The following is a 26,452-nucleotide window of genomic DNA, read 5'->3' on the forward strand; positions in this document are numbered from 1 at the left end:
AAGGAAAAAGCCCCGCATTCGCGGGGCTTTTTTTGGCGGCTATCGATCAGGCGAAGACGATTTCGTCGTTTTCCACCTTGGCCTGGATCTTCGCACCCGGCAGGAACTTGCCGGCGAGGATCAGTTGCGCCAGCGGGTTCTCGATCCAGCGCTGGATCGCCCGCTTGAGCGGCCGCGCGCCATAGACCGGATCGAAACCGACGGCGATCAGCTTGTCCATCGCCTCGCTGCTCAGCTCCAGGCTCAGCTCGCGCTCGGCCAGGCGTTTGCGCAGGCGGCTCATCTGGATCTCGGCGATACCGGCGATCTGCTCACGGCCCAGCGGTTCGAACACCACCACCTCATCGATACGGTTGATGAACTCCGGGCGGAAGTGCGCGCTCACCGCATCCATCACCGCGGCCTTCTGCGCCTCGCGATCACCGACCAGCTCCTGGATCTGCGCCGAGCCGAGGTTGGAGGTCATGACCACCACGGTATTGCGGAAGTCCACGGTACGCCCGTGGCTGTCGGTCAAACGGCCATCCTCGAGCACCTGCAGGAGGATGTTGAAGACGTCCGGGTGAGCCTTTTCCACCTCGTCCATCAGCACCACCGAGTAAGGCTTGCGCCGCACCGCCTCGGTCAGGTAACCGCCCTCTTCGTAGCCGACGTATCCCGGCGGCGCGCCGATCAGGCGGGCCACCGAGTGCTTCTCCATGAACTCGGACATGTCGATGCGCACCAGCGCCTCTTCGGTATCGAAGAGGAACTCGGCCAACGCCTTGCACAGCTCGGTCTTACCCACACCGGTCGGGCCGAGGAAGAGGAAGGAGCCGCTCGGCCGGTTCGGGTCGGCGAGGCCGGCGCGGGAACGACGCACGGCATTGGCGACCGCGACCACCGCCTCGTGCTGGCCGATGACGCGCTTGTGTAGGTCGTCTTCCATGCGCAGCAGCTTCTCGCGCTCGCCTTCGAGCATCTTCGACACCGGGATGCCGGTCCACTTGGAGACCACCTCGGCGATTTCCTCGTCGGTCACCTTGTTGCGCAGCAGCTGCTTCTCCGTCTTGCCATGCTGGTCGACCATCTGCAGGCTGCGCTCCAGGTCCGGAATGGTCTGGTACTGAATGCGCGCCATGGTTTCCAGATCGCCCTTGCGCCGGGCTGTTTCCATTTCCTGCTTGGCTTGCTCGATCTTCTGCTGAATCTGCGCGGAACCTTGGACTTCGGCTTTCTCCGACTTCCAGATTTCCTCCAGATCGGCGTATTCGCGCTGGAGCTTGTCGATGTCATCCTCCAGCTTGGCGAGGCGTTTCTTGGTGGCCTCGTCGTCTTCTTTCTTCAGCGCCTCGCGCTCGATCTTCAACTGGATCAGGCGACGGTCCAGGCGATCCAGCTCTTCCGGCTTGGAGTCGATCTCCATGCGGATACGGCTGGCGGCTTCGTCGATCAGGTCGATGGCCTTGTCCGGCAGTTGCCGATCGGTGATGTAGCGATGGCTGAGCTTGGCCGCGGCAATGATGGCGCCGTCGGTGATGGTCACCCCGTGGTGAACCTCATAGCGCTCCTTCAGGCCACGCAGGATGGCGATGGTGTCTTCCTCGCTGGGCTCGTCCACCAGCACCTTCTGGAAGCGTCGCTCCAGGGCGGCGTCCTTCTCGATGTACTGGCGATATTCATCCAGGGTGGTCGCACCGACGCAATGCAGCTCGCCACGGGCCAGGGCCGGCTTGAGCATGTTGCCGGCATCCATGGCGCCCTCGGCCTTGCCGGCGCCGACCATGGTGTGCAATTCGTCGATGAACAGGATGACCCGACCTTCCTGCTTGCCCAGTTCGTTGAGCACCGCCTTCAGGCGCTCCTCGAATTCACCGCGGAACTTGGCGCCGGCGATCAGCGCGCCCATGTCCAGGGCCAGCAGGCGCTTGTCCTTGAGGCCGTCCGGCACTTCGCCGTTGACGATCCGCTGGGCCAGGCCTTCGACGATAGCGGTCTTGCCGACGCCCGGCTCGCCGATCAGCACCGGGTTGTTCTTGGTCCGCCGTTGCAGGACCTGGATGGTCCGACGGATCTCGTCGTCACGACCGATCACCGGATCGAGCTTGCCGTCTTCGGCCCGCTTGGTCATGTCGACGGTGTACTTGTCCAGCGCCTGGCGCGACTCCTCGGCATTCGGGTCGTTGACCGCCTCGCCACCGCGCAGGTTGGCCACCGCGTTCTCCAGGGCCTTCTTCGACACCCCCTGGCCCAGCAGCAACTTACCCAGACGGGAGTTCTCATCCATGATGGCGAGCAGCACCAGCTCGCTGGAAATGAACTGGTCGCCCTTCTGCTGCGCCAGGCGGTCGGCCTGGTTGAGCAGACGCGCCAGGTCCTGCGACAGGTTCACGTCGCCGGTGGGGTTCTGGATCTTCGGCAGCGTATCCAGCTCCTTGTTCAGGGCATTGCGCAGGGCCGGAATATCGAAGCCGACCTGCATCAGCAGCGGCTTGATGGAGCCCCCCTGCTGTTCGAGCAGGGCGGAAAGCAGGTGCACCGGCTCGATGGCCGGGTGGTCGTGGCCAACGGCCAGGGACTGGGCATCGGACAGCGCCAGTTGCAGCTTGCTGGTCAAACGATCGATTCGCATGGGGTTTCGTCCTTCCTTTCTGAATGGCGAGTCGGAGCGCTACCTTGCCCCTGGTGATGAATAACCCGCCGGGATGACAGATAGATAAGGATGATTTTGGATGCTTCAAGGCAATCGGCAATGACATCGGTCAGTTCGTACGAACTGGCCTAGGCATTTTCTGCAGGAAAACCCTGCCTGGGCGGCGCCTCAGGCAGGGCTCGGCGCCGACCTCAGCTCAACCAGACCAGGCTGGCCAAGCGTCCGGTGCGCGCAGTGCGGCGGTAGGAATAGAACCGCTGCTCGTCGCTGAACGTACACAGGCCGCCGCCATAGACGGCGTCGACGCCGCGCGCCGTCAGGCGGATGCGCGCCAGTTGGTAAATGTCGGCCATGTAGCGCCCAGCATTGCGGCTGGGCACGAAAGCCTCGGCCGCCTGCGCATGGCAGGCGATGAACGCTTCGCGCACCTCCGGGCCGACTTCGAACGCGTGCGCTCCGATCGCCGGGCCGAGCCAGACCAGCACCTCGCTGGGTGGCACCGCCAGTGCATCGAGGGTCGCCTCCAGGACGCCGCCGACCAAACCGCGCCAACCGGCATGGGCGGCCGCCACACGGGTGCCGGCGCGATCGCAGAACAACGCGGGCAGGCAATCGGCGGTGAGTACCGCGCAGGCGATACCGGCGGTCGCGCTCCAACTGGCGTCGGCCTCGGCAACCCTGGCTGGGTCAGCCTCGACCACCTCGATGCCATGCACCTGGCTCAACCAGGCTGGCCGGCACCCCAGTTCGCCAGTCAGACGCCGACGGTTCTCGGCGACCGCTGCCGGTTCGTCACCGACATGGTCACCCAGGTTGAAACTGTCGAAGGGGGCCTGACTCACACCGCCACCCCGCGTGGTAACGCAGGCGTGGACATTCGCCGGCGCCGGCCAGTCGGGCGTGAGCCAGGAGGTCATACGAAGGACTCGTTGTCCTGCCGCAGCAGGCTGAGCAGCCAAGTGAAATCGTCCGGCAACGGCGATTCCCACTTCATGCGCACGCCGGTGGCGGGGTGGTCCAGTTCGAGGAAGCGCGCATGCAGGGCCTGTCGCGGGAAGTCGCGCAACGACTCGACCAGGGTCGGGTTAGCCGCCGGCGGAACCCGGAATCGCCCGCCATAGACGGGGTCGCCCACCAGCGGGAAGCCGACGTGGGCCATGTGCACACGAATCTGGTGCGTGCGTCCGGTTTCCAGCTTGACCCGGGTATGGGTATGCGAGCGGAAACGCTCCAGTACGCGGTAGTGGCTGATCGCCGGCTTGCCGCCAACGACCACTGCCATCTTCTGCCGTTGCGTACCATGCCGACCGATGGGCGCGGTGATGGTGCCGCCGGAGGTGATCACACCGACCACGATGGCCTCGTAAATACGACTGACGGTACGCGCCTGCAGTTGCGCCACCAGGTTGGTATGCGCCTCGAGGGTCTTGGCCACCACCATCAGACCGGTGGTGTCCTTGTCCAGGCGATGGACGATGCCGGCGCGCGGCACATTGACCAGCGCGGGCACATGGTGCAGCAGGGCGTTGAGCAGCGTGCCGTCCTGGTGCCCGGCGGCCGGGTGCACGACCAGGCCGGCCGGCTTGTCGATGACCAGGATGTGCTCGTCCTCGTAGACGATATTCAGCTCGATGGCCTGAGCCTTCCACTCGCCCTGCACCTCCTGCTCGGCTTCCAGGGCCAGGCGCGAGCCCGCGTGAACGATGTCACGCGGGCGCAGCACGGCGCCGTCGACGGTCAGACGACCGTCCTTGATCCAGCCGGCCAGACGCGAGCGGGAGTGTTCGGGGAATAGTTGCGCGGCGACCTGGTCGAGCCGTTGGCCGCCCAGATCGAACGGTACTTCGGCTGCCAGTTGAATGATATCGGACATGTAGGAACGCGCTGGGCATGGCACCTTTTGGATCGGCGGCACGCTGTGGTTAAATACGGGGCCTTTGTCCCAGGGGTAGTCCTGGGGCGCCAATCATAACAGACGGATGCGGCAGCGACAGCCGACCGTCCAGGGACGCAAGCCGCCATGCAAGTGAAACACCTGCTGCTGATCGCCACCCTCGCCTTCGTCACCGCCTGCTCTTCCAAGGGCGATAAGGTCGATGAAAACCTGAGCGAGAGCCAGTTGTACCAGCAGGCGCAGGAAGACCTGAGCAACAAGAGCTACACCAACGCCACCAATAAACTGAAGGCGCTGGAGTCCCGCTACCCGTTCGGCCGCTATGCCGAGCAGGCGCAGCTCGAACTGATCTACGCCAACTACAAGAACGCCGAGCCGGAAGCCGCGCGTTCCGCCGCCGAGCGCTTCATCCGCCTGCACCCGCAGCATCCCAACGTGGACTACGCCTACTACATGAAGGGCATGGCCTCCTTCGACCAGGACCGCAGCCTGATGGCACGCTTCCTGCCGCTGGACATGACCAAGCGCGACCCGGGCGCCGCCCGCGACTCCTTCAACGAATTCGCGCAACTCACCAGCCGCTTCCCCAACAGCCGCTACGCGCCGGACGCCAAGGCGCGCATGGTCTACCTGCGCAACCTGCTGGCGGCCTACGACGTGCACGTCGGTCACTACTACCTGAAGCGCAAGGCCTACGTCGCCGCCGCCAACCGCGGCCGCTACGTGGTGGAAAACTTCCAGGAAACGCCGGCCGTCGGCGATGGCCTGGCGATCATGACCGAGGCCTATCAGCGCCTGGGCCTGAATGAACTGGCCGACAGCAGCCTGCAAACCCTGAAGCTCAACTACCCGGACCATCCCAGCCTGAAAGACGGCCAGTTCGTTCCGCGCGAGGGCGACGACAACAGCCGCTCCTGGCTGGCCAAGGCCACGCTCGGCCTGATCGACTCCAATACCGCGCCGCCGACCATGGAAACCCAGGCGAGCAAGGACGTGATGAAGCAGTACGAAGACGCCCGCCAGCAGATTCCGCGCGAACTCCGGCCGGAAAACCAGGACGACGGCAGCGAAAAGCCGGATACCAGTGGCAAGAAGAGCCACTCCTGGCTGCACTACTTGACCTTCGGCCTGGTCGACTGACCGGGTGACAGGTACGCGAAGGGAGGCTTCTGGCCTCCCTTTTTCGTTTCTGCCGAGCCGGCATCGCATGGAACCCGCGCACAACCGCGCGCATGGCGGCTTGCCCGGTTCGATGGCTTGGTTACACTGCGGCTCTCCACGAAGAAAGGCAACGCCATGACCCGACTGCTGTTCTGGATCATCCTCTTCGGCCTGGCTTATTGGCTCTGGCGCAAGGCCACCCGGCCGCAGCAGCCGACACCGCGCGCCGAGGAGCAGGCCGAACCCATGGTGCGCTGCGCCCACTGCGGCGTGCACGTACCGCGCGCCAGCGCCCTGCAGCACGAACAGCGCTGGTACTGCAGCCAGGCCCACCTGCAACAGGACAGCAAGCCGCATGGCTAAGGCCATCCCGCTCGGCGGCCAGCAAGGGCAGCGCATCTTTCGCCTGTACCACCTGTATCGCCTGAGCATCGGCCTGGCGCTGGTTCTGCTGATATCCAGCAACTTAGAAGGCCAGATACTGACGCTCAGCCATGCCGACATGTTCCATGCCGGCTGCTGGGGCTATCTGATCGTCAACATCCTGATCGCCGTGCTGATGCCGGCGCCGCATAAGTTGCTGCCGATCTTTCTCCTCGCCCTGCTCGATATCCTCCTACTCTGCGGGCTGTTCTACGCGGCCGGGGGCGCCGCCAGCGGAATCGGCAACCTGCTGGTGATCTCGGTAGCCATTGCCAACATTCTGCTGCGTGGGCGCATCGGTCTCTTGATCGCCGCCATCGCCGCGATCGGCATGCTTTACCTGACTTTTTACCTCAGCCTCAGTCAACCCACCGCCATCAACCACTATGTCCAGGCCGGCAGCCTCGGCGCCCTGTGCTTCGCCGCCGCCCTGCTGCTGCAGACCCTGACCCGACGTCAGCAATTGAGCGAGAGCCTGGCCGAGGAGCGCGCCACCACCGTGGCCAACCTGCAGGAACTCAATGAGCTGATCCTGCAACGCATGCGCACCGGCATTCTGGTGCTGGACAGCCAGAACCGCGTGCTCCTGGCCAACCAGAGTGCGCAGTCCCTGCTGGCGCAACCGAATCTGCTCGGCAAGCCACTGGCGCACTACAGCCAGGTACTGCTCGACAGCCTGCAACAATGGCTGAACAACCCGGCCCTGCGCCCACCGAGCATGCAGGCCCCGGACAGCGGGCCAAGCCTGCAGCCCAGCTTCATTCCGCTGCGCCGCGGCAACGACCAGCACACCTTGGTGTTCCTCGAAGACATTTCGCAGATAGCCCAGCAGGCGCAACAACTCAAGCTGGCGGCCCTGGGCCGGCTCACGGCCGGCATCGCCCATGAGATCCGCAATCCGCTCGGCGCCATCAGCCATGCCGCACAATTGCTGCAGGAGTCGGAAGCACTGGACGCCGCGGATCGCCGACTGACACAGATCATTCAGGACCAGTCGCGGCGCATGAACCTGGTCATCGAGAACGTCCTGCAATTGTCGCGGCGACGCCAGGCGGAGCCACAACTGCTCGACCTCAAGTACTGGATCCACCGTTTCGTCGGCGAGATGCGCGAAAGCCTGCGCACGGACCAGCAGGTGCACATCCAGGCGGCCCCTGGCAGCGTGCAGACGCGCATGGACCCCAACCAATTGACCCAAGTACTGAGCAACCTGATCCAGAATGGTTTACGGTACAGCGCCAAGCAGCACGGCAATGGCCAGGTCTGGCTGAAGCTGTTCCGCGACCGCGATAGCGACCTGCCGGTACTGGAAGTGCTGGACGACGGCCCGGGCGTGGCCCCGGAGCAACTGGGCAAACTCTTCGAGCCCTTCTTCACCACCGAGAGCAAGGGCACCGGCCTAGGCCTGTATATTTCCCGCGAACTGTGCGAAAGCAACCAGGCCCGCATCGACTACAAGAACCGTGACGAAGGCGGCGGATGCTTCCGTATCACCTTCGCACACCCGCGCAAGCAGAGCTGACAGAACGAACCGAACATGAGCCGGCAAAAAGCCCTGATCGTCGACGACGAACCGGATATCCGCGAACTGCTGGAGATCACCCTCGGCCGCATGAAGCTGGATACGCGCAGCGCTCGCAACCTCAAGGAAGCCAGGGAATACCTGGCGCGCGAGCCCTTCGACCTGTGCCTGACCGACATGCGCCTGCCCGACGGTACCGGCATGGACCTGGTGCAGTACATCCAGCAACGTCATCCACAGACACCGGTTGCCATGATCACGGCCTTCGGCAGCCTGGACACCGCGGTCAATGCGCTCAAGGCCGGCGCCTTCGACTTCGTGACCAAACCGGTGGACCTCGGCCGCCTGCGCGAGCTGGTCGCCACCGCCTTGCGCTTGCGCTCACCGAACAGCGAAGAAGCCCCCATCGATAACCGCCTGCTCGGCGAGTCACCACCGATGAAGGTGATGCGCAACCAGATCGCCAAACTTGCGCGCAGCCAGGCGCCGGTCTACATCAGTGGCGAATCCGGCAGCGGCAAGGAACTGGTGGCACGCCTGATCCACGAACAGGGTCCGCGCAGCGATCAGGCCTTCGTGCCGGTGAACTGCGGTGCGATCCCCTCCGAACTGATGGAAAGCGAATTCTTCGGCCACAAGAAGGGCAGCTTCACTGGCGCCGTGGAAGACAAGCTCGGCCTGTTCCAGGCCGCCAACGGCGGCACCCTGTTCCTCGACGAAGTGGCCGATCTGCCACTGCCGATGCAAGTGAAACTGTTGCGCGCCATTCAAGAGAAAGCCGTTCGCGCGGTCGGCGGCCAGCAGGAAGCCTCGGTGGATGTGCGTGTGCTTTGCGCGACGCACAAGGACCTGGCCACGGAAGTCGCCGCCGGACGTTTCCGTCAGGATCTGTTCTACCGCCTGAACGTCATCGAATTGCGCGTGCCGCCGTTGCGCGAACGCCGCGAAGACATTCCGCTGCTCACCGAACGTGTCCTCAAGCGCCTGTCCAGCGACAGCGGCCTGGTTCCCGCCAAGGTCAGTGCCGAAGCCCTGGAAAAGCTCAAGAGCTACCGCTTCCCCGGCAACGTGCGCGAACTGGAAAACATGCTGGAGCGCGCCTACACACTGTGCGAAGACGACCTCATCCAGCCCCACGACCTGCGCTTCGCCGAGGCCTCCAGTAGCGGTGAAAGCGGCGCTCAGGCCAGCCTGGCGCAAATCGACAACCTCGAGGACTACCTGGAGGAAATCGAGCGCAAGCTGATCATGCAGGCCCTGGAAGAGACCCGCTGGAACCGCACCGCCGCCGCCCAACGCCTTGGGCTGACCTTCCGCTCCATGCGCTACCGGCTGAAGAAGCTCGGCATCGATTGAGGCTCGCGCAGGCATAAAGGCAGGCGTGCGCCCCGCTTCGCGGCCTCACGCCCGCCCGGCCAATCCGTCACGCCAGCGGTGTCGCCACCAGGCGTCCTTGCGGCGCATACGGCTGCGGATCGATGATCGGTTCGCGCTTGAGCATCAGGTCCAGCAGCAATCGGCAGGAAGCCGGCGCCAGCACCAGGCCGTTACGATAGTGGCCGGTATTCAGCCAGAGCCCGGCATGCCCAGGTACCGGGCCGATGAACGGAATCCCCTCGGGCGATCCCGGACGCAACCCCGCCCAGTGCCGGACCGGCGCCTGACCGACCAGCGCAGGCAGCAGCTCTTCGGCGGAAGCGCGCAGGCTGGCCAGCGCGTCATCGCTAGGGGTCTTGTCGAAACCGGCATGCTCCAGGGTGCTGCCCACCAGAATATGGCCGTCACGCCGCGGAATGGCATAGCGCCCCTTGGCCAGCACCATGCTGGAGAGGAAGTCCGCCGCACACCGGTAGAGAATCATCTGCCCCTTCACCGGCGCCACCGGCAACTCCAGGCCAAGGCCGGCAAGCAGCTCCCCACTCCAGGCGCCGGCCGCCAGCACCACGGCGTCCGCGTACAGCTCGCCCTGATCCGTGCGGACTCCGCGTATGCCGCCTGCCTGCGCAATGAATCCACGCACTTCGCAGGCTTCGCGAAGTTCAACGTTGGGCAGACGCAACAACGCCTCCCGCAGCGAACGCGTCAGACGTGGATTGCGCACATTGGCGACTCCCGGCATGTACACCGCCCGCGAGAAACCCGCCCCCAGCGCGGGGACGGCATCATGTACCGCGGAGATGTCCACCTCATGCAGGGGACGACCGTTGGCGCGAGCCCAGGCCAGTGCCTCGGCCTGGTCATCGAGATCCAGCCAATAGAGGCCGGTGACATGTACCTCGGGGTCGACGCCGGTGTCCTCCAGCAAGCGCAGGCCCAGTGACGGATAGAAGTCCTGCGACCAGTGCGCCAGGTTCGCCACTGCACGGCCGTAGCGCCAGGGATAGAGCGGTGAAACGATGCCGCCGCCGGCCCAGGACGCTTCGCGCCCGGTCTCGCCACGCTCCACCAGGGTGACCCGGAGCCCTTCCTGCCCCAGCGACCAGGCGCTGAGCAGGCCGACCACTCCGCCGCCGACAACAAGCACATCCGACATAGCGCAACCACCTCACACGGAAATACGAACAGGCCCACAGCCTCCGCGCGCCACTATACCAACCCGCCCCTGGAGAATGCCCCTACAGCTCACACGGAATCCCCGCGCAAGACGATCGGCAGAGCAGCGGACGCCAACGCGCCAGGGGCATCGATACTCCAGAGTCGAACAACGAACCAAGGACGGGGCGAATCATGTTCAAACACCAGGGCCTGAGCCTGCTGGAACTACTCTTCAGCCTTGCGCTGCTGATGACCATCCTCGGCCTGGCCGTTCCCTCATTCCGCGACATGATCGCCGCGCAACGGGCGCTCACCGCGATGCACAGCCTCAGAGGCGCACTCAACTACGCCAGAGAAAGAGCCGTGCTCAGCGGTGTCCCGGTCAGCATCGCCGCGGCACAAGGGGACTGGGCCAAGGGCTGGAGCCTGTTCCACGACCGCAATAACGATGGCATCCGCCAAGCGCACGAACAGCCACTGGCGGTGTACGAGCCCTTGCAGGACGTGGAAGTGAGGCCCGACAGCACCTCGCGAACCTACATCCACTACCGACCCAACGGAATCAGCGTGCAACCGAATGGCGCCTTCCATGCCGGCCACCTTCTGCTCTGCGCCAGACACCATACCAGCTACAAGATCCTCATCAATCGCACCGGCCGCATCCGCACCGAGAGCGGTGAAACCGCCAGTCTCTGCCCACCCTGAGCAGCATGCAGGGAAAAGACGAACCAGGTCACAAAGGCACGCCGACGACGACCGGATGTCGCGCTATCGCTAACGGTCATCCCGTCAAAAAGGACATTTCCCACCCGAGAAGGCAGTATTGCCGACATCGAAATTGTGAGGAATGCGCCCATGTCGCGCACCAGGGAATTGGCCGGGTTCACGTTGATAGAGTTGATGGTCGTGGTGGCGGTTGCCGCCATCCTGGTAAGTATCGCCATCCCCAGCTTCCGCACGGTGATGCTGAACAACCAGATCACCAGCCAGACCAACATGGTCATTGGTATCGTTCAGGCCGCACGCAGCGAAGCCATCACCGAGCGCAGCATAGTACGCATCTGCGGCAGCACCGACGCCGCGCTAGACCAGGCCACCTACAGCTGTAACAGCGACAACTGGGAAGCCGGCGCCGTCGTTTTCAGAAGCCCGAACGCCACCACAACCACTGCCAACAAGGCCGACCTGATCAAGGTGCTCGCCCCCAACGCCAGTGGCCTGACCCTACGTAGCAGCAGCGCTATCACCATTAACCCGAACGGCACCTTGGGCAACACCGTAACCCTGCGCGTCTGCGACTCTCGCGGCGCCGACAGCTCACGCGCCGTCACGGTGAATATCGCCGGCGTTGCCAGTAGCGGAGCGAATGGCACATGTCCATGACACGATCCACCAACAAGGGTTTCACCCTCATCGAGGTTCTCATCGCTCTGCTGGTGCTGGCCATCGGTCTGCTGGGCATGGCCTCGCTGACGATGACCAGCCTGCAGGGCAATCAGAGCGCCTACCTGCGCGGCCAGGCCAGTCTGCTGGCCGGCGACATCATCGAGCGCATGCGCGGCAATTCGGCTCAGGCTCTGCTGGCCCAGTCCCCCTACCTGGTATCCCTGACCTCCGGCAACCAGCCCAGCGATCCCGACTGCAAAGGCACTAATGATGGCTGCACCCCATCACAACAGGCGGCACAGGACATCCACGACTGGTGGTTGAACCTGCAGGCGAGCATTCCCGGAGCATCCGCCACCATCTCGCGGGCGGGTACCAACCAGTTCCAGATTGTCATCAGTTGGACCGAATCGGACTCCCAGCAGCGCGCGACCACCACCCAGGCCAAGGACTTCACGTTGAGGGTGAACCTATGACCAGAACCCTCACTCGCCCAGCACTGCGCCAACGCGGACTGTCGATGATCGAACTAATGGTCGCTCTGCTGCTCAGCAGCCTGCTGTTGCTCGGCGTTCTGCAGATGTTCAGCAACAGTTCCCACTCCGATAAGGTCAGCAGTGCCCTGACCCGGGTCCAGGACAGTGGCCGCGTGGTCCTTGACATGATCGCCGCCGACGCCCGCCGCGCCGGCTACCAGGGCTGCCAGATGCCGAGCAATACGGTGACCCTGAGCAACGGCGTGCAATTCCCCCGCGATGCCGTTACCACCACGGCCAACACCGATACCAGCGTCACCTTCAACTACGCCACCACCAGCACGACCAGCCTGGCCATGCCGGGCATCAACAAGAGCTGCAGCAACCAGACCCTGTACCTCTACGCGGTCACCTACAGCAACTGCGCCAACGGCACGTCCATCTGCATGAACTCCAGCACCAGCAGTGGCACCCAGACCATCGTCGACGGCGCACAGATCACCGACATCAGCCTTGGCTTCGAGTCCGCAGGCAAGACCGTGTGGAAACACGCTGGCGACATCAGCGCGGCGGACATCCAGGGGGCCGACCGCCTACAGGTCAGCCTCACCGCGAGCGACAACACGCAAAACGTCTCGCGCAGCTTCACCAGTACCATCGAACTGAGGAACCGGCCATGAGACGCCTGAACCCGCAACGCGGCATGGCGCTGATCGTCAGCCTGCTGCTGCTGCTGATCCTGACCGTGCTGGCGATCTCCATGGCCACCACTTCGACCTTGCAGCAACGCATTTCCGGTAACGCCCAGCAGCAGAACATCGCCTTCCAGGCGGCAGAAAGCGGACTGCAGCACTGGGTCGAACAGTTCGTTGCCGGTACACCGGTCGCCGATGGGACCCTCTGGTCGATCGCGCCGACCTCCGGCTCATCGGGTTCTGCACGTGTGCGCCTCAGCGCCGGCAACATCGAGTGCGCAAAGTTCCTTCCGGCGCAGAGCCTCAGCGTCACCGCAGGCACCCTGGCCTACAGCTGCTACCAGGTCAACAGCCAGGCCAAGGCCTGCAAGGATCTGAACAACTGCGACGTCACCAGCTCCGACGGCCAGGCACGTGCACTGCACCGCCGCAGCTATATCCAGGCCACCCATCTTTAACGCTCATCAGGTGCACAGAATGAATACTTCCCTGTCCTTTCTCCGCAGCCTGATGAGTGGCGCGTTGCTGACTGCCGGTGTCGGCTTTGGCACGCTCAGCTATGCAGACGACACCGAGATCTTCTTCGGTGGCCAGGCGATCGACAACAGCGTACGGCCCAACGTGCTGTTCGTGCTGGACAACTCCGGCTCCATGGCCTGGCGTACCGACAGCAACAGCAACCCGTATGGCAGTCAGCAGTCGCGCATGACCGTGCTCAAACAGGCGTTCTCCGACATCATCATGAATACCAACGGCATCAACGCCGGTCTGATGATTCTCAACAACAGCCAGCGCCTGCTGTACCCGGTGACCAATATCGACAACCCGCTGCCCAGCTCGGCAACTCTGTATGCCGGCAGCCCGGAGATCGCCCAGGGTAGCGACGATGCAACGCAGCGCACCGATACCTCATCCACCGCCACTATCGGCGAGACCAGCCTGCCGATGGGCTATATCGGCAGCACCACCACCAGTAACGGCAGCGGCAGCTCGATTCTGGGAGATACCGATGCCTACTTCGTGAGCACCACGAATTCGACGGACTATGCCTGCCGCATGAATACGACCGGCGTGTCCAACCGCGATACCAAAATTTGCAGCAATCAGGATCGTTCTGAGCTCAACATAAACGCGACGCCTAGCACCACCCAAAGCCTCACCTCTAACCAGACCGCACTATTCTTCTTCCGCTCGCTTGGACTGCCGGCCAATGCCACCTTGACCAGTGCGTATCTGCAGCTGACACCTACCAATGGCAAAAAGAGCACAACGCCCCCCACCCTGAGATTGAATATCCAGCAATCGAAGACTCCTAACGCTCTTAATGACAGCACCCCACTAGGTAATACGCGCACATTCGCCACGACCAATGTCACGGCCCCAAGTTGGCGGAACGGCAATACGGTGCAGTTCGATATTCTCACGCAGATGCAGACGCTGCAGGCTCTGGCGCCAACCGACAGCCCGGTCAGTGACGTACTAATGAGTTTCCGCGCGACCCAGGCGAATGACTACACTTTCTGCGTGCGAGGCTGCCCAACCGGTACTGCGCCGACCCTTGTGGTCAACTACACCACTACAGCCAATGTCACTCTTTCCCGCATGGGGGCCCTACGCTTCCAGAACGTCGGCATTCCCCAGGGCGCAACTGTCACCAAGGCGGTGATCTCCTTCGTACCTGCGACCAGCAACAGCGATCCAGTCACTTTCCAGGTCAAAGGCCAACTGATCGCTGACGCTCCAACCTTCAGCGCTACGCAAAACCTCGCAGCACTGGGCAAAACAACAGCACTGGTCAACTGGACACCGGATGCCTGGTCCACTGCCAGCCCGCCGGTCCCCATCGATGGACCTGACGTCAAAGCGGTAATGCAGGAAATCGTCAATCAAAGTGGCTGGTGCGGGAACAACGCTGCAGCATTCTTCTTTATTCCCGACAGCGGCAGCGGTTCGCGCACGGCGTCGAGCTACGAAGCCGGCGTAGGCCTGCAACCGACCCTAACCGTCACCTATACCGGCGGCAGCGGCGGCTGCCTGAACCCGATCATCGAAACCCGGGTCACCGATGCCAAGAATGATGGCTTCGAGCAGTCCAGCTCCTGGTGGAGCGCCAATGCCCCTACCTTGGGAAATTCGACGCTACCGTTGGATAGCGGCATAGTCGCGGCCCGCTACGAAAACCTGCCAGTGTCCAAGAACGCCACCGTACTGGATGCCAAGCTGATCATGACGCCAAACAATACGGTGTCCTCACCCAGTGTCAGCACCAGTGTCAGTTTCGAGAACACTGACAACTCGGCTGCCTTCCAGGCCACCAACGGCAACTTCAGTTCGCGCAACAGCACCTCGGCGGTCAATTGCACCATCAATAACGGCAACGGTGGCTGGACCGCCGGCAATGGCTTCACCTGTGGCGGCCTGGCTTCCTCGCTGCAAACGGTGTTCAACCGCAGTGGCTGGACCCCTGGCAATGCCCTCTCGGTGTTCGTGCAACCTAGCGCCAACACCTCCCTGGATGCTCAGGCCTACGAGAGCAACCCGGCACAATCCCTGCGCCTGCGCATCAAACTGGCCAATGGCGGTATGACCACCAGCCCCTATACCGTGCGCAACCAGTTGAACGCACTGGTGCAAAGCCTCACGCCGACCGGCAGCACACCGATCGTGCCAACACTGGACGAAGCGGTGAACTATTTGCGCAATGGCGAGAATGGCTACCCCAGCCCGATCAACAGTGCCTGCCAGACCACCCACCTGGTGCTGCTCACCGACGGCCAGGCCAACCAGAACACCACGGCGGCCAAGAACGACATTGCCTCCCTGACCGGCACCAGTTGCAGCAGCGACTCCACCGACGACGGCGAGAGGTGCGCGCGCAGTCTGGCCACCTGGATGGCCAACAACGACCAAGCCAACAGCATCGACGGTGATAACACCATCACCACCCATACCGTGGGCTTCGCTCTGGATGCCAGCGGTGAGCCGGACAGCACCAATATCAAGAAATTCCTGGCCGACCTGGCTTCCAACGGCGGTGGAGCCACCTACAACGCCACCACCGCAGGCGATCTATCCAGCGCCTTCAACGACATCATTCAGCACGTACTATCCACCGATAGCACCTTCGTCGCGGCCAGTGCGCCGGTAAACACCTTCAACCGCCAGGACAACAAGGACGAGTTGTACTTCTCGGTATTCCGTCCCCAGGAAACCGATACCTGGCCCGGCAACCTCAAGCGCTACCGGCTGAATACCGCCACCGCGAAGATCGTCGACGCCGACAACGTCAACGCCGTCAATCCGCAAACCGGTTTCTTCCAGGACTCCGCACGCAGCTTCTGGAGCGCCACCGCCGATGGCAACAACACAGCAGCCGGGGGGGCCGCCGCGAACCTTCCGGACGCCGCATCGCGCAACCTCTACACCTACATCGGCAACTCCCCTACTGGAGCGGTCAACCTCAACCAGGCCAACTACCTGCTCAATGCCGCCAACACCACACTGACCAACAGCGTGCTGGGTATCACCGACCCGACCGACACCACGGCACGCACTGCGGCGATCAACTACATTCGCGGACTGAGTACCGCCGGTGCACAACGCAAGGCCCTGGGCGATCCACTGCACTCGTCACCACGGCTGGTCACCTATGCGTGCAGCAGTTATACCGACAGCACCTACAAGACCTGCCAAACCGGCTCGGAAGATCAGAGCGCGGTCATGTCGACCAACGAAGGCTTCCTGCACCTGTTCAACACCAGCAACGGGCAGGAGCAACTGGCCTTCATGCCTGAACCTCTGCTGGCGCATGTCCCGCAACTCGCCGCCAACGCCAAGTCGACCACCGCCAAACCGCGCCCCTACGGCATGGACAATACCGTCACCCTGTGGGTCAACGACGCCAACAAGAACGGCGTAATCTACGGGGGCCTCGATACCAGCGCCGCAACCCCGACGTTGCTGAGCGGACTGAACTCCGGAGAGTTCGTCTATGCCTACGGCACCATGGGCCGCGGGGGGCGCAACATCTACGCCCTGGATGTCACCGACCGCTCCGCGCCCAAATTGCTGTGGCTGATAAAAGGCGGGGTCAGCGCCGGCTTCGAGCAACTCGGGCAAACCTGGTCGGCACCGGTGAAAACCAGGATCAATGTCGGCGGCACCCTGACCGACGTGCTGATCTTCGCGGGCGGCTACGACCCGAACCAGGACAACGTCAACATCCAGACCGCCGACACCATGGGTAACGCGATCTATATCGTCAATGCCACGACAGGCGCGCTGATCTGGTCGGCGAGCAAGACCACCGGTACCCTGCATCTGAGCAAGATGAACTACAGCATGCCCGCGCCAGTACGCGTCATCGATCTGCAGCAGAATGCCGACGGCACCCTGGCCAACGATCCGAATCAACTCGCCGATCAGTTCTTCGTCGGTGACATGGGCGGCCAGGTCTGGCGCTTCTACATCAACAACGGCAGCAGCGGCACCGACCTGGTCACCGCAGCTGGCTCCAGTAATGACGGAGTCTTCGCCAATGTGGTTCCGGCCGATACCGGCACCACCACCGATACCCAGCGCAAAGCCAAGCTAAGGCGCTTCTACAACGAACCGGATGTCGCCCTGCTCAATGTCAACGGCACCCTGGCACTGACTGTGAATATCGGCTCAGGCTATCGCGGCCACCCGTTGAATAAACTCACGGAGGACCGCTTCTATTCCTTCCGCACACCGGTACTGACAAAGCCCTCGACCAGTGAAGGCACCTTGACCGAAAGCAGTCTCTACGATGCCACCAACAACCTGCTCCAGGCCGGCACCGATAGCGAAAAAGCCGATGCCAGCAGCGCGTTCAGTGCCACCAGTGGCGGCTGGATGATCAAGATGAACGGCACGGGCGGAGAAAAAGTCCTGACCCGTGCGCTGACGGTCAACGGCTATCTCTACTTCAATACCTACGAACCGACCGCCAACGCCAACTCCTGCCAGGCCAGCGTCGGTGTCAACCGCTCCTACGTGGTCAACCTGGCCGATGCCACGCCAGTCAGCACCGACAGCAACTCCACCTCGCCTTCGGCACGCTTCAGCGTCGTCAACACCACCGGCCTGCTGCCCGACCCAACACTGGTGAGCATTGGCGGCACCAGCTTCGTGATCAACGGCACCAAGGTCGATAAGCCGCGGCAGCTGAATACCAGCGAGTACTACTGGATTGATGAGGACAACCTTTGAGAACCGTTTCGATGAAAAGCCAACAGGGATTCACCTTGCTCGAATTGATGATCGCGGCAGCGGTAGTGGCGATACTCGCCGCCATTGCCCTGCCCTCCTACACGGCCTATGTGCGCAGGACCGCCTGCGAGGACGTCAAGGGAACCCTGACCGGGGCTGCCGGGCTGATGGAGCGCTTCCGCGCGCAGAACAATAGCTATGTCGGCGCCACCTTGGGCGCCTACGCACAGAGCCCGGTGGATGCGACGGCGATCTTCAACATCGCCCTGGCGAACCAGACTGCGAGCAGCTACGACCTCACCGCAACACCAGTGGCTGGCGGAATCATGGCAGGGAGAGGCACCGTGACACTGAGCTCCACCGGCATTCGCGGCGGTACCGGCGCACTGGCCAATGCCTGGAACAGTTGCAGCGGTATCTAGCGAACCGCAGCCAATAAAAAAACCGCATCAGCGGTTTTTCTATTGGCTGCCAGACGCTCGCGCCTAGACGGCCTTCACTCGCAATTCCTTGGGCATGGAGAAAGTAATGTTCTCCTCCCGCCCCTCCAGCTCCACTTCCACATCAGCGCCCCACTGGCGCAGTTGCTCGATGACTCCGCGCACCAGAACCTCCGGCGCTGAGGCACCGGCGGTGACGCCGACGCGCTGGATGCCAGCGAACCACTCCTGCTTGAGATCCTCGGCACCGTCGATCAGGTAGCCCGGAGTGCCCATGCGTTCGGCCAGCTCACGCAGGCGGTTGGAGTTGGAGCTGTTCGGGCTGCCCACCACCAGCACCAGGTCGCACTGGTCGGCGAGTTCCTTCACCGCGTCCTGGCGGTTCTGGGTGGCGTAGCAGATGTCGTTCTTGCGCGGTCCCTGGATGTGCGGGAACTTGGCGCGCAGGGCGTCGATGACCTTGGAGGTGTCGTCCATCGACAGGGTGGTCTGGGTGACGAAATGCAGCGCCTCGGGGTTGCGCACCTGCAAGGCGGCGACGTCGGCCTCGTCTTCCACCAGGTAGATATCGCCGCCGCTGCTGTTGTCGTACTGGCCCATGGTGCCTTCCACCTCGGGGTGGCCTTCGTGGCCGATGAGGATGCACTCGTGGCCATCGCGGCTGTAGCGCACCACTTCCATATGTACCTTGGTCACCAGCGGGCAGGTCGCATCGAAGACTTTCAGGCCACGATTTTCGGCTTCCTTGCGCACCGCCTGGGACACGCCGTGGGCGCTGAAGATGACGATGGTGTCGTCCGGCACCTGGTCGAGTTCCTCGACGAACACCGCGCCACGGTTGCGCAGGTTTTCCACCACGAACTTGTTGTGCACCACTTCATGGCGCACATAGATCGGCGGACCGAACACATCCAGCGCGCGATTGACGATCTCGATCGCGCGATCGACGCCGGCACAGAAGCCACGGGGGTTGGCGAGTTTTATCTGCATGATGGAATGTCTCGGCGCGCGAATACGCTGGCCAGTTTGCTACGCGAGCATGACGGGTATCGCTTCGCGATACCCGTCCTACGTCCTTACAGCGCTCGTACGTCGATGATTTCGACATCGAAGGCCAGCGTCTTGCCAGCCAACGGATGGTTGAAGTCGATGGTGACCTGCTGCTCGTCGAACGCTTTCACCACACCGGGGAGTTCGGTCTTGGCGGCATCGTTGAAGATCACCAGCAGGCCCTCGGACAGGTCCATGCCCTGGAACTGATCACGCGGCATCACCTGTACGTTCTGCGGGTTCGGCTGGCCGAAGCCCTGCTCCGGCTCGATGCTCAGCGTGCGCTTGTCGCCGGCCTTGAGGCCGTAAAGCGCCAGCTCGAAGCCCGGCAGCAGGTTGCCGTCGCCGACCTTGAAGGTGGCCGGCTGCTTGTCGAAGGTGCTATCGACGACATTGCCGTCATCCAGCTTCAGGGCGAAATGCAGGGTGACTTGCGTATCCGGGCCGATGCGCTGGATGTCGTTGGATGGCTCAGCCATGGGCGGTCTCTCCGGATTTCTTGGATTTCAGCATATCCAGCGCCAGCATGATGGCGCCGACGGTAATGGCGCTGTCGGCCAGGTTGAACGCCGGGAAGTACCAGCGGTTCTGCCAATGCACCAGGATGAAGTCGATCACATGGCCGAGCACGATGCGGTCGTAGAGGTTGCCCAGCGCACCGCCCAGCACCAGGGCCAGGGCAATTGCCAGCCAGGTGTCGCTCGGCTTCAGGCGCTTGAGCCAGACCAGCAGCACGGCACTGACCACGATGGCGATCAAGGCGAACAGCCAGCGCTGCCAGCCGGAACTGTCGGCGAGGAAGCTGAAGGCCGCCCCGGTGTTGTAGGCCAGAGTCCAGCTGAACAGATCGGGGATGACCACGATCTGCTGGTACAGGCTCAGCGCGCCCTCGAAATAGGCCTTGCTGAGCTGGTCGAGGACCAGCACCAGCACGGTTATCCACAACCAGGGCAAGCGACCGAAACGGCCGTTCGGCAACACATCAGGCATAGTGGCGGACCTCACCGGCGCCCTCGATGTTCTCGACGCAACGGCCACACAGCTCAGGATGAGCGGCATGGCTGCCGACATCGGCGCGGTAGTGCCAGCAACGGCCGCACTTGGCCTCGGCCGACTTCACCACCTTCAGCTTGAGGCCCGGCAGCTCGCTGTCCACCGCATCGGCCGGGGCATCGGCCAGCGGCGCGACGGTAGCGGTCGAGGTGATCAGCACGAAGCGCAGTTCGTTGCCCAGCCGGTTCAGGTCAGCCGCCAGCGCGTCCTCGGCATAGAGGGTCACTTCGGCCTGCAGGTTACCGCCGATGGCCTTGGCCGCGCGCTGGTTTTCCAGCTCTTTGTTGACCGCCGCCTTGGCCGCCATGACCTTGTCCCAGTAGGCGCGATCCAGCTCGGCGTCGGCCGGCAGCTCGGACAGGCCGTCATACCAGGTGGTCAACATCACCGACTCGGCACGCTCGCCGGGGAGGAATTTCCACACTTCCTCTGCGGTGAAGGCCATGATCGGCGCGACCCAGCGCACCAGCGCTTCGGCGATGTGGAACAGCGCGGTCTGGCAGGAGCGACGGGCGACGCTGTCGGCCGGGGTCGTGTACTGGCGGTCCTTGATGATGTCCAGGTAGAAGCCGCCCAGCTCCTGCACGCAGAAGTTGTGCACCTTGGAATAGACGTTCCAGAAGCGGTACTCGCGGTACGCCTCTTCCAGCTCGCGCTGCAGTTGCAGGGCGCGGTCGATGGCCCAGCGGTCCAGGGCCAGCAACTGGTCGTTGGGCAGCAGGTCCGTGGCCGGGTCGAAGCCGGAGAGGTTCGAGAGCAGGAAGCGCGTGGTGTTACGGATGCGCCGGTAGGCATCGGCGCTGCGCTGCAGGATGGTCTGGGACACCGCGATCTCGCCGGAGTAGTCGGTCGAGGCCACCCACAGGCGCAGGATATCGGCGCCCAGCGTATCGATCACGGTCTGCGGTACCACGGTGTTGCCCAGCGACTTGGACATCTTGCGGCCGGACTCGTCGACGGTGAAACCATGGGTCAGCAACTGCCGGTAAGGCGCGTGGTTATCGATGGCGCAACCGGTCAGCAGCGACGAGTGGAACCAGCCGCGGTGCTGGTCGGAACCTTCCAGATAAAGGTCGGCGGCCGGGCCGCTGGCATGCCCCAGCTCGCTGTGCGAGCCACGCAGCACGTGCCAGTGGGTGGTGCCGGAGTCGAACCAGACGTCCAGGGTGTCGCTGATCTTGTCGTACTGCGCGGCTTCGTCACCGAGCAGCTCGGCGGCATTGAGCTTGAACCAGGCCTCGATGCCCTCTTTCTCCACGCGCTGAGCAACCGCTTCCATCAGCTCGACGGTACGCGGGTGCAGCTCGCCGCTCTCCTTGTTGAGGAAGAACGGGATCGGCACGCCCCAGTTGCGCTGGCGCGAGATACACCAGTCAGGACGGCCGGCGATCATGTTGTGCAGGCGCGCCTGGCCCCAGGCCGGAACGAACTCGGTCTCTTCGATGGCGCTCAGGGCGCGTTCGCGCAGGGTGGCGCCCGACGCGGGCTGCTTGTCCATGCCGACGAACCACTGCGCGGTGGCGCGGTAGATCAGCGGGGTCTTGTGCCGCCAGCAGTGCATGTAGCTGTGATTGACGCTCTCGTGCGCCAGCAGGCTGCCGACTTCCTCGAGCTTGGCGACGATGTTCGGGTTGGCTTTCCAGATGAACTGGCCGCCGAAGTACGGCAGCGACTCGACATAGACACCGTTGCTCTGCACCGGATTGAGGATGTCGTCGTTGCTCATCCCATAGCGCTTGCAGCTATAGAAGTCGTCCTCGCCGTAGGCCGGCGCCGAGTGAACGATACCGGTGCCGGCGTCCAGGGCGACGTAGTCGGCCAGGTAGACCGGCGAGAAGCGCTCGTAGAACGGGTGGCGGAAGCGGATCAGCTCCAGCGCCTCGCCCTTGGCGGTGGCAATCACCTGGCCTTGCAGCTTGTAGCGCGCCAGGCACGACTCGGCCAGGGCCTCGGCCAGCAACAGCAGCTTGTCACCGACATCGACCAGCACGTAGTCGATTTCCGGGTGTACGTTCAGCGCCTGGTTGGCCGGGATGGTCCATGGGGTGGTGGTCCAGATCACGATCTGCACCGGTTTTTCCAGCTTGGCCAGGCCGAAGGCGGCGGCCAGCTTGTCGGCATCTTCCACCAGGAAGCCGACATCGATGGTCGGGGACTTCTTGTCGGCGTACTCGACTTCCGCCTCGGCCAGCGCCGAGCCGCAGTCGAAGCACCAGTTCACCGGCTTCAGGCCCTTGAACACGAAGCCCTGCTTGACCATCTCCGCCAGTGCGCGGATCTCGCCGGCCTCGTTGGAGAAATTCATGGTCTTGTAGGGATTGTCCCAATCGCCCAGCACACCCAGGCGGATGAAATCGGCCTTCTGCCCTTCGATCTGCTCGCTGGCATAGGCGCGGCACAGTTCACGGGTCTTGTCCGCCGGCAGGTTCTTGCCGTAGGTGGTCTCGACCTTGTGCTCGATGGGCAGGCCGTGGCAGTCCCAGCCCGGCACATAGGGGGCGTCGTAGCCGGCCAGGGTCTTGGAACGGACGATGATGTCCTTGAGGATCTTGTTGACCGCGTGACCGATATGGATGCTGCCGTTGGCGTAGGGCGGACCATCGTGCAGGATGAATGTCGGGCGACCTTCGCCAATCTTCCGCAGCTTCTGGTACAGGCCAATATCGTTCCAGAACTTCAGGGTTTCCGGCTCGCGTTGCGGCAGGCCGGCTTTCATCGGGAAGTCGGTTTCGGGAAGGTTCAGAGTGGCTTTGTAATCGGTCATCTCAGGGCCTGTTCAGGATCTCTTCAATCAAGCGGTTGGCCCAGCCAGTAGGCCCGGGCGGCGGCGATGTCGGCGAGAATCGCCGCCTTCAGCGCCTCGAGGGAGGCGAAGCGCTGCTCATCACGCAGCTTCTGGTGGAACGTCACATCCAGGTGCCGGCCATAGAGGTCACCGGCGAAATCCAGCAGATGCACTTCCAGGTGGGGCCGACCGTCGCCATTCACCGACGGCCGCGTGCCTATGTTGGCCACCCCGTTGTAGCGCTGGCCAGCCACCAGGGTGCTGACCAGGTAAACCCCATTCAACGGCGCCTTGCGCCGCTTCAACTGGATGTTCGCGGTAGGCGAACCGAGCTGGCGGCCAAGTTTCTGTCCATGCAGTACACGGCCACTCAGGCGATAGGGGCGACCGAGCAGGCGCTCGGCCATAGCCAGATCGCCATCGGCGAGCACTTTGCGGATTCGCGAACTGCTCACCCGCATGCCATCCACCTCGACCGTGGTCGCGGCCTCGACGGTGAAGTGCTGCGCCTCGCTGGCCCGGACCAGGAAGGCGAAATCGCCGGAACGGTCACAGCCGAAGCGGAAATCGTCCCCCACCTCCAGGTGCAGAACCGCCAGACCTTCCACCAGCACCTGGCGCACGAACTCGGCGGCCGACAGCTCGCGCAGACGGCGATTGAAGGTCAGGCAGAGAACGAAATCCACGCCCTGCGCACGCAGCAGTTCGAGCTTCTCGCGCAGGCGGGTCAGGCGCACTGGCGCGGCATCCGGGGCGAAGAATTCGCGCGGCTGCGGCTCGAAGATCACCACGCAGCTCGGCACGCCCAACTCCAGCGCGCGCTCGCGCAGACGCCCCAGGATCGCCTGGTGGCCGAGATGGACGCCGTCGAAATTACCGATGGTGGCGACACAGCCCCCGGACAGGGGCCGCAGGTTGTGGAGGCCTCGAAGCAGCTGCATAGCGCGCGTATTGCTCAGAAAGTGGTCGATTATACCCACACCCGTGGCTGTGCGACAGGCAAAATCCCGCCGCCGGTACGGATGCACCCAATCAGGCGCCCATCAGGAAACCGAACGCCGGGAAAAGTCTCGCAGGCGGAAGCCAAGCAACGCCAGCATGCCGAAATAAGCGACGACTCCAGCCCCCACGAGGACGCCCAGGCGCGCCAGGCGCAACGGCATGCCGCCAAGATCCCAGGCCGGCATGAAATGCATCAGCGCCAACAGAACCGCCGACATCACCAGCACCGCGACGACCAGCTTGCCGAGGAACACCGGCCATCCCGGCTGCGGCTCGAACAATTGATTGCGGCGTAGCTGCCAGTAGAGCAGGCCGGCATTCAAACAGGCCGCCAGGCTGATGGCCAAGGCCAAGCCGGCATGCTTGAGCGGGCCGATGAACGCCAGGTTCATCAACTGCGTCGATGCCAGGGTAAACAGCGCGATCTTCACCGGCGTACGGATGTTCTGCCGCGCGTAGAAACCAGGCGCCAACACCTTCACCAGAATGATGCCGAGCAAGCCGACGGCATAGGCGATCAGGGCCCGCTGGGTCATCAGCGCGTCAGTGCCACTGAACTTGCCGTACTGGAACAAGGACACGGTCAGCGGCTCGGCGATCAGCGCCAGGGCCAGCGAGCACGGCAGCACCAGCAGAAAACACAGGCGCAGGCCCCAATCCAGCAGGCGTGAATACTCATGGCGGTCGGCGTTGGCATAGGTTTTGGCCAGGGACGGCAGCAGGATGGTGCCCAGCGCCACGCCCAGGACACCGGAGGGCAGCTCCATCAGGCGATCGGCGTAGTACATCCAGGACACCGATCCGGCGGCCAGGAAGGAAGCGAAGATGGTGTTGATGATCAGCGAGATCTGACTCACCGATACGCCGAGGATCGCCGGCCCCATCTGCTTGAGCACCCGCCATACCCCCGCATCGCGCAGATTGAGGCGCGGCAGCACGAGCATGCCGATCTTCTTCAGATGCGGCAGCTGATAGAGCAACTGCGCCAAGCCGCCAGCCAGCACAGCCCAGCCCAATGCCATGACTGGCGGATGGAAGTAAGGGGTGAGGAACAGCGAGAAGAGAATCATGCTGATATTCAGCAAGGTCGGCACGAAGGCCGGCACCGAGAAGCGGTTCCAGGTATTGAGAATGGCCCCGGCCAGAGACGCCAGGGAGATCAGCAGAATGTAGGGGAAGGTGACCCGCAACAGCGCGGCGGTGAGTTCGAACTTTTCCTGGGAATCGACGAAACCCGGCGCCGTTACCCAGATCACCCAGGGCGCCGCGAGAATGCCAAGCAGGGTGACGACCGCCAGGACCAGCGTCAGCAGTCCGGACACATAGGCAATGAACGTACGGGTCGCCGCTTCCCCCTGCTGCGTCTTGTACTCCGCCAGGATCGGCACGAAGGCCTGGGAAAAAGCACCTTCGGCAAAGATACGGCGCAGCAGGTTGGGCAACTTGAACGCGACGAAGAAGGCGTCGGTGGCCATGCCGGCCCCGAACATGCGCGCCACTATGGTGTCCCGGACAAAGCCGAGCACGCGCGAGACCATGGTCATCGAGCTGACCGCAGCCAGCGATTTGAGTAGATTCATTGCATCCGGACTTGTCAGCGCAGGAGCACGGCGCCCGAAACGCCCGGCCGCCAGTGAAGGGCGTCGAGTGTATGGCCGCCGGTCGAATAAATCACCCACTCATGCCGCGAATCGCCTGCCGCGCCGCCTGTCGGAGGCCGCGAGCACCCTTGACAAGCCCCAGACTCGACGGCATCATTCGCGGCCTTAATTTATTCGCTACATTCCAAGTTTTTCTCGAGGAGCTCGACGGTGGCCAACACACCTTCCGCCAAAAAACGCGCCAAACAGGCTGAGAAGCGTCGCAGCCACAACGCCAGCCTGCGTTCCATGGTTCGCACCTACATCAAGAACGTAGTCAAGGCTGTCGATGCCAAAGACCTGCCGAAAGCCCAAGCCGCTCTGGTTGCCGCTGTTCCGGTAATCGACCGCATGGCCGACAAAGGCATCATCCACAAGAACAAGGCCGCTCGTCACAAGAGCCGCCTGAACGCCCACGTCAAGGCCCTGGCCCAGGCGTAAGCGTTCCGTTCTTGAAAAACCGGCCTCTGGCCGGTTTTTTATTGCCCGCGCTTTTCTCACAACAACGAAAAAGGGCGGTCACCCG

At 63.2% G+C, this 26,452-nt stretch carries 22 protein-coding genes; 12 read left to right on the forward strand and 10 right to left on the reverse strand.

Going from position 1 to position 26,452, the window contains the following annotated elements; genetic code table 11:
• Window positions 1-46 precede the first annotated feature (46 nt).
• From clpB to rluD, 3 genes are all read right to left on the reverse strand, one after another.
• Complete coding sequence (clpB, locus tag BLQ74_RS06120; RefSeq protein WP_090261653.1) at window positions 47-2,611, reverse strand: ATP-dependent chaperone ClpB; 2,565 nt, start codon at window positions 2,609-2,611, stop codon at window positions 47-49.
• A 212-nt stretch (window positions 2,612-2,823) separates the two neighbouring features.
• On the reverse strand, window positions 2,824-3,549 hold the full coding sequence (pgeF, locus tag BLQ74_RS06125) for a peptidoglycan editing factor PgeF (RefSeq protein ID WP_090261654.1): 726 nt from the start codon (window positions 3,547-3,549) through the stop codon (window positions 2,824-2,826).
• On the reverse strand, window positions 3,546-4,505 hold the full coding sequence (gene rluD / locus BLQ74_RS06130; RefSeq protein ID WP_090261655.1) for a 23S rRNA pseudouridine(1911/1915/1917) synthase RluD: 960 nt from the start codon (window positions 4,503-4,505) through the stop codon (window positions 3,546-3,548). Before rluD ends, pgeF begins: the two co-directional genes overlap by 4 nt.
• A gap of 147 nt (window positions 4,506-4,652) precedes the next feature.
• Between rluD and BLQ74_RS06135 the strand changes: the two genes are divergently transcribed.
• The 4 genes from BLQ74_RS06135 (at window position 4,653) to BLQ74_RS06150 (ending at window position 8,988) form a co-directional block, all read left to right on the forward strand.
• Window positions 4,653-5,666: an outer membrane protein assembly factor BamD gene (locus BLQ74_RS06135; protein WP_090261656.1), complete on the forward strand. Its 1,014-nt coding sequence runs from the start codon at window positions 4,653-4,655 to the stop codon at window positions 5,664-5,666.
• Window positions 5,667-5,822: 156 nt separating this feature from the next.
• Window positions 5,823-6,050: a PP0621 family protein gene (locus BLQ74_RS06140; RefSeq protein WP_090261657.1), complete on the forward strand. Its 228-nt coding sequence runs from the start codon at window positions 5,823-5,825 to the stop codon at window positions 6,048-6,050.
• On the forward strand, window positions 6,043-7,632 hold the full coding sequence (locus BLQ74_RS06145; RefSeq protein WP_090261658.1) for a sensor histidine kinase: 1,590 nt from the start codon (window positions 6,043-6,045) through the stop codon (window positions 7,630-7,632). Before BLQ74_RS06140 ends, BLQ74_RS06145 begins: the two co-directional genes overlap by 8 nt.
• Window positions 7,633-7,647: 15 nt before the next feature.
• Window positions 7,648-8,988 (forward strand): sigma-54-dependent transcriptional regulator, encoded by a 1,341-nt coding sequence (locus tag BLQ74_RS06150; RefSeq protein ID WP_090261659.1) that lies wholly within the window; start codon window positions 7,648-7,650, stop codon window positions 8,986-8,988.
• A 67-nt stretch (window positions 8,989-9,055) separates the two neighbouring features.
• On the opposite strand, the gene thiO is transcribed toward BLQ74_RS06150, so the two are convergent.
• The gene (gene thiO, locus BLQ74_RS06155) at window positions 9,056-10,165 is read right to left on the reverse strand and encodes a glycine oxidase ThiO (protein ID WP_090261660.1); all 1,110 of its coding nucleotides are present in this window, start codon (window positions 10,163-10,165) and stop codon (window positions 9,056-9,058) included.
• 194 nt (window positions 10,166-10,359) lie between these two features.
• On the opposite strand from thiO, the gene BLQ74_RS06160 reads away from it, so the two are divergent.
• The 7 genes from BLQ74_RS06160 (at window position 10,360) to BLQ74_RS06190 (ending at window position 18,378) form a co-directional block, all read left to right on the forward strand.
• On the forward strand, window positions 10,360-10,872 hold the full coding sequence (locus tag BLQ74_RS06160) for a GspH/FimT family pseudopilin (protein ID WP_090261661.1): 513 nt from the start codon (window positions 10,360-10,362) through the stop codon (window positions 10,870-10,872).
• A 150-nt stretch (window positions 10,873-11,022) separates the two neighbouring features.
• Window positions 11,023-11,550, forward strand: coding sequence for a GspH/FimT family pseudopilin (locus BLQ74_RS06165; RefSeq protein WP_090261989.1), 528 nt, complete (start codon window positions 11,023-11,025; stop codon window positions 11,548-11,550).
• Window positions 11,541-12,029: a type IV pilus modification protein PilV gene (pilV, locus tag BLQ74_RS06170; RefSeq protein ID WP_090261662.1), complete on the forward strand. Its 489-nt coding sequence runs from the start codon at window positions 11,541-11,543 to the stop codon at window positions 12,027-12,029. The genes BLQ74_RS06165 and pilV overlap by 10 nt, the downstream gene beginning before the upstream one ends.
• On the forward strand, window positions 12,026-12,709 hold the full coding sequence (locus BLQ74_RS06175; protein ID WP_090261663.1) for a PilW family protein: 684 nt from the start codon (window positions 12,026-12,028) through the stop codon (window positions 12,707-12,709). Before pilV ends, BLQ74_RS06175 begins: the two co-directional genes overlap by 4 nt.
• Window positions 12,706-13,182, forward strand: a complete 477-nt coding sequence (locus BLQ74_RS06180; RefSeq protein WP_090261664.1) for a pilus assembly PilX family protein — start codon at window positions 12,706-12,708, stop codon at window positions 13,180-13,182. Before BLQ74_RS06175 ends, BLQ74_RS06180 begins: the two co-directional genes overlap by 4 nt.
• A gap of 19 nt (window positions 13,183-13,201) precedes the next feature.
• Window positions 13,202-17,956 carry a PilC/PilY family type IV pilus protein gene (locus BLQ74_RS06185; RefSeq protein WP_090261665.1) on the forward strand — a complete coding sequence of 1,585 codons (4,755 nt, stop codon included), beginning with the start codon at window positions 13,202-13,204 and terminating at the stop codon, window positions 17,954-17,956.
• A gap of 11 nt (window positions 17,957-17,967) precedes the next feature.
• Window positions 17,968-18,378 (forward strand): type IV pilin protein, encoded by a 411-nt coding sequence (locus tag BLQ74_RS06190; protein ID WP_090261666.1) that lies wholly within the window; start codon window positions 17,968-17,970, stop codon window positions 18,376-18,378.
• A 63-nt stretch (window positions 18,379-18,441) separates the two neighbouring features.
• Here the strand turns inward: BLQ74_RS06190 and ispH are convergent, their stop codons facing one another.
• The 6 genes from ispH to murJ all read right to left on the reverse strand — a co-directional run bounded on the left by ispH (window position 18,442) and on the right by murJ (window position 25,866).
• Entirely contained in the window at window positions 18,442-19,386 is a 945-nt protein-coding gene (gene ispH / locus BLQ74_RS06195) for a 4-hydroxy-3-methylbut-2-enyl diphosphate reductase (protein WP_090261667.1), read from the reverse strand.
• A gap of 86 nt (window positions 19,387-19,472) precedes the next feature.
• Entirely contained in the window at window positions 19,473-19,925 is a 453-nt protein-coding gene (fkpB, locus tag BLQ74_RS06200; protein ID WP_090261668.1) for an FKBP-type peptidyl-prolyl cis-trans isomerase, read from the reverse strand.
• Window positions 19,918-20,436: a signal peptidase II gene (gene lspA / locus BLQ74_RS06205; protein ID WP_090261669.1), complete on the reverse strand. Its 519-nt coding sequence runs from the start codon at window positions 20,434-20,436 to the stop codon at window positions 19,918-19,920. Before lspA ends, fkpB begins: the two co-directional genes overlap by 8 nt.
• Window positions 20,429-23,263, reverse strand: coding sequence for an isoleucine--tRNA ligase (gene ileS, locus BLQ74_RS06210; RefSeq protein WP_090261670.1), 2,835 nt, complete (start codon window positions 23,261-23,263; stop codon window positions 20,429-20,431). Before ileS ends, lspA begins: the two co-directional genes overlap by 8 nt.
• A gap of 23 nt (window positions 23,264-23,286) precedes the next feature.
• The gene (ribF, locus tag BLQ74_RS06215) at window positions 23,287-24,225 is read right to left on the reverse strand and encodes a bifunctional riboflavin kinase/FAD synthetase (protein WP_090261671.1); all 939 of its coding nucleotides are present in this window, start codon (window positions 24,223-24,225) and stop codon (window positions 23,287-23,289) included.
• Between the two features lie 102 nt (window positions 24,226-24,327).
• Window positions 24,328-25,866 carry a murein biosynthesis integral membrane protein MurJ gene (gene murJ / locus BLQ74_RS06220; RefSeq protein ID WP_090261672.1) on the reverse strand — a complete coding sequence of 513 codons (1,539 nt, stop codon included), beginning with the start codon at window positions 25,864-25,866 and terminating at the stop codon, window positions 24,328-24,330.
• 231 nt (window positions 25,867-26,097) lie between these two features.
• On the opposite strand from murJ, the gene rpsT reads away from it, so the two are divergent.
• Window positions 26,098-26,367, forward strand: coding sequence for a 30S ribosomal protein S20 (rpsT, locus tag BLQ74_RS06225; protein ID WP_090261673.1), 270 nt, complete (start codon window positions 26,098-26,100; stop codon window positions 26,365-26,367).
• Window positions 26,368-26,452: the final 85 nt, after the last annotated feature.

Origin of the sequence: Pseudomonas panipatensis, assembly GCF_900099785.1 — a bacterium.
GTDB lineage: Bacteria > Pseudomonadota > Gammaproteobacteria > Pseudomonadales > Pseudomonadaceae > Pseudomonas > Pseudomonas panipatensis.

Coding starts and splice junctions, on each gene's coding strand:
- lspA (WP_090261669.1), bottom strand. CDS start 20,436: ATGCCTGATGTGTTGCCGAACGGCCGTTTCGGTCGCTTGCCCTGGTTG.
- BLQ74_RS06150 (WP_090261659.1), top strand. CDS start 7,648: ATGAGCCGGCAAAAAGCCCTGATCGTCGACGACGAACCGGATATCCGC.
- pgeF (WP_090261654.1), bottom strand. CDS start 3,549: ATGACCTCCTGGCTCACGCCCGACTGGCCGGCGCCGGCGAATGTCCAC.
- BLQ74_RS06185 (WP_090261665.1), top strand. CDS start 13,202: ATGAATACTTCCCTGTCCTTTCTCCGCAGCCTGATGAGTGGCGCGTTG.
- BLQ74_RS06140 (WP_090261657.1), top strand. CDS start 5,823: ATGACCCGACTGCTGTTCTGGATCATCCTCTTCGGCCTGGCTTATTGG.
- ileS (WP_090261670.1), bottom strand. CDS start 23,263: ATGACCGATTACAAAGCCACTCTGAACCTTCCCGAAACCGACTTCCCG.
- fkpB (WP_090261668.1), bottom strand. CDS start 19,925: ATGGCTGAGCCATCCAACGACATCCAGCGCATCGGCCCGGATACGCAA.
- BLQ74_RS06165 (WP_090261989.1), top strand. CDS start 11,023: ATGTCGCGCACCAGGGAATTGGCCGGGTTCACGTTGATAGAGTTGATG.
- murJ (WP_090261672.1), bottom strand. CDS start 25,866: ATGAATCTACTCAAATCGCTGGCTGCGGTCAGCTCGATGACCATGGTC.
- BLQ74_RS06145 (WP_090261658.1), top strand. CDS start 6,043: ATGGCTAAGGCCATCCCGCTCGGCGGCCAGCAAGGGCAGCGCATCTTT.
- ispH (WP_090261667.1), bottom strand. CDS start 19,386: ATGCAGATAAAACTCGCCAACCCCCGTGGCTTCTGTGCCGGCGTCGAT.
- pilV (WP_090261662.1), top strand. CDS start 11,541: ATGTCCATGACACGATCCACCAACAAGGGTTTCACCCTCATCGAGGTT.
- BLQ74_RS06190 (WP_090261666.1), top strand. CDS start 17,968: ATGAAAAGCCAACAGGGATTCACCTTGCTCGAATTGATGATCGCGGCA.
- rluD (WP_090261655.1), bottom strand. CDS start 4,505: ATGTCCGATATCATTCAACTGGCAGCCGAAGTACCGTTCGATCTGGGC.
- BLQ74_RS06135 (WP_090261656.1), top strand. CDS start 4,653: ATGCAAGTGAAACACCTGCTGCTGATCGCCACCCTCGCCTTCGTCACC.
- BLQ74_RS06180 (WP_090261664.1), top strand. CDS start 12,706: ATGAGACGCCTGAACCCGCAACGCGGCATGGCGCTGATCGTCAGCCTG.
- clpB (WP_090261653.1), bottom strand. CDS start 2,611: ATGCGAATCGATCGTTTGACCAGCAAGCTGCAACTGGCGCTGTCCGAT.
- BLQ74_RS06175 (WP_090261663.1), top strand. CDS start 12,026: ATGACCAGAACCCTCACTCGCCCAGCACTGCGCCAACGCGGACTGTCG.
- ribF (WP_090261671.1), bottom strand. CDS start 24,225: ATGCAGCTGCTTCGAGGCCTCCACAACCTGCGGCCCCTGTCCGGGGGC.
- BLQ74_RS06160 (WP_090261661.1), top strand. CDS start 10,360: ATGTTCAAACACCAGGGCCTGAGCCTGCTGGAACTACTCTTCAGCCTT.
- thiO (WP_090261660.1), bottom strand. CDS start 10,165: ATGTCGGATGTGCTTGTTGTCGGCGGCGGAGTGGTCGGCCTGCTCAGC.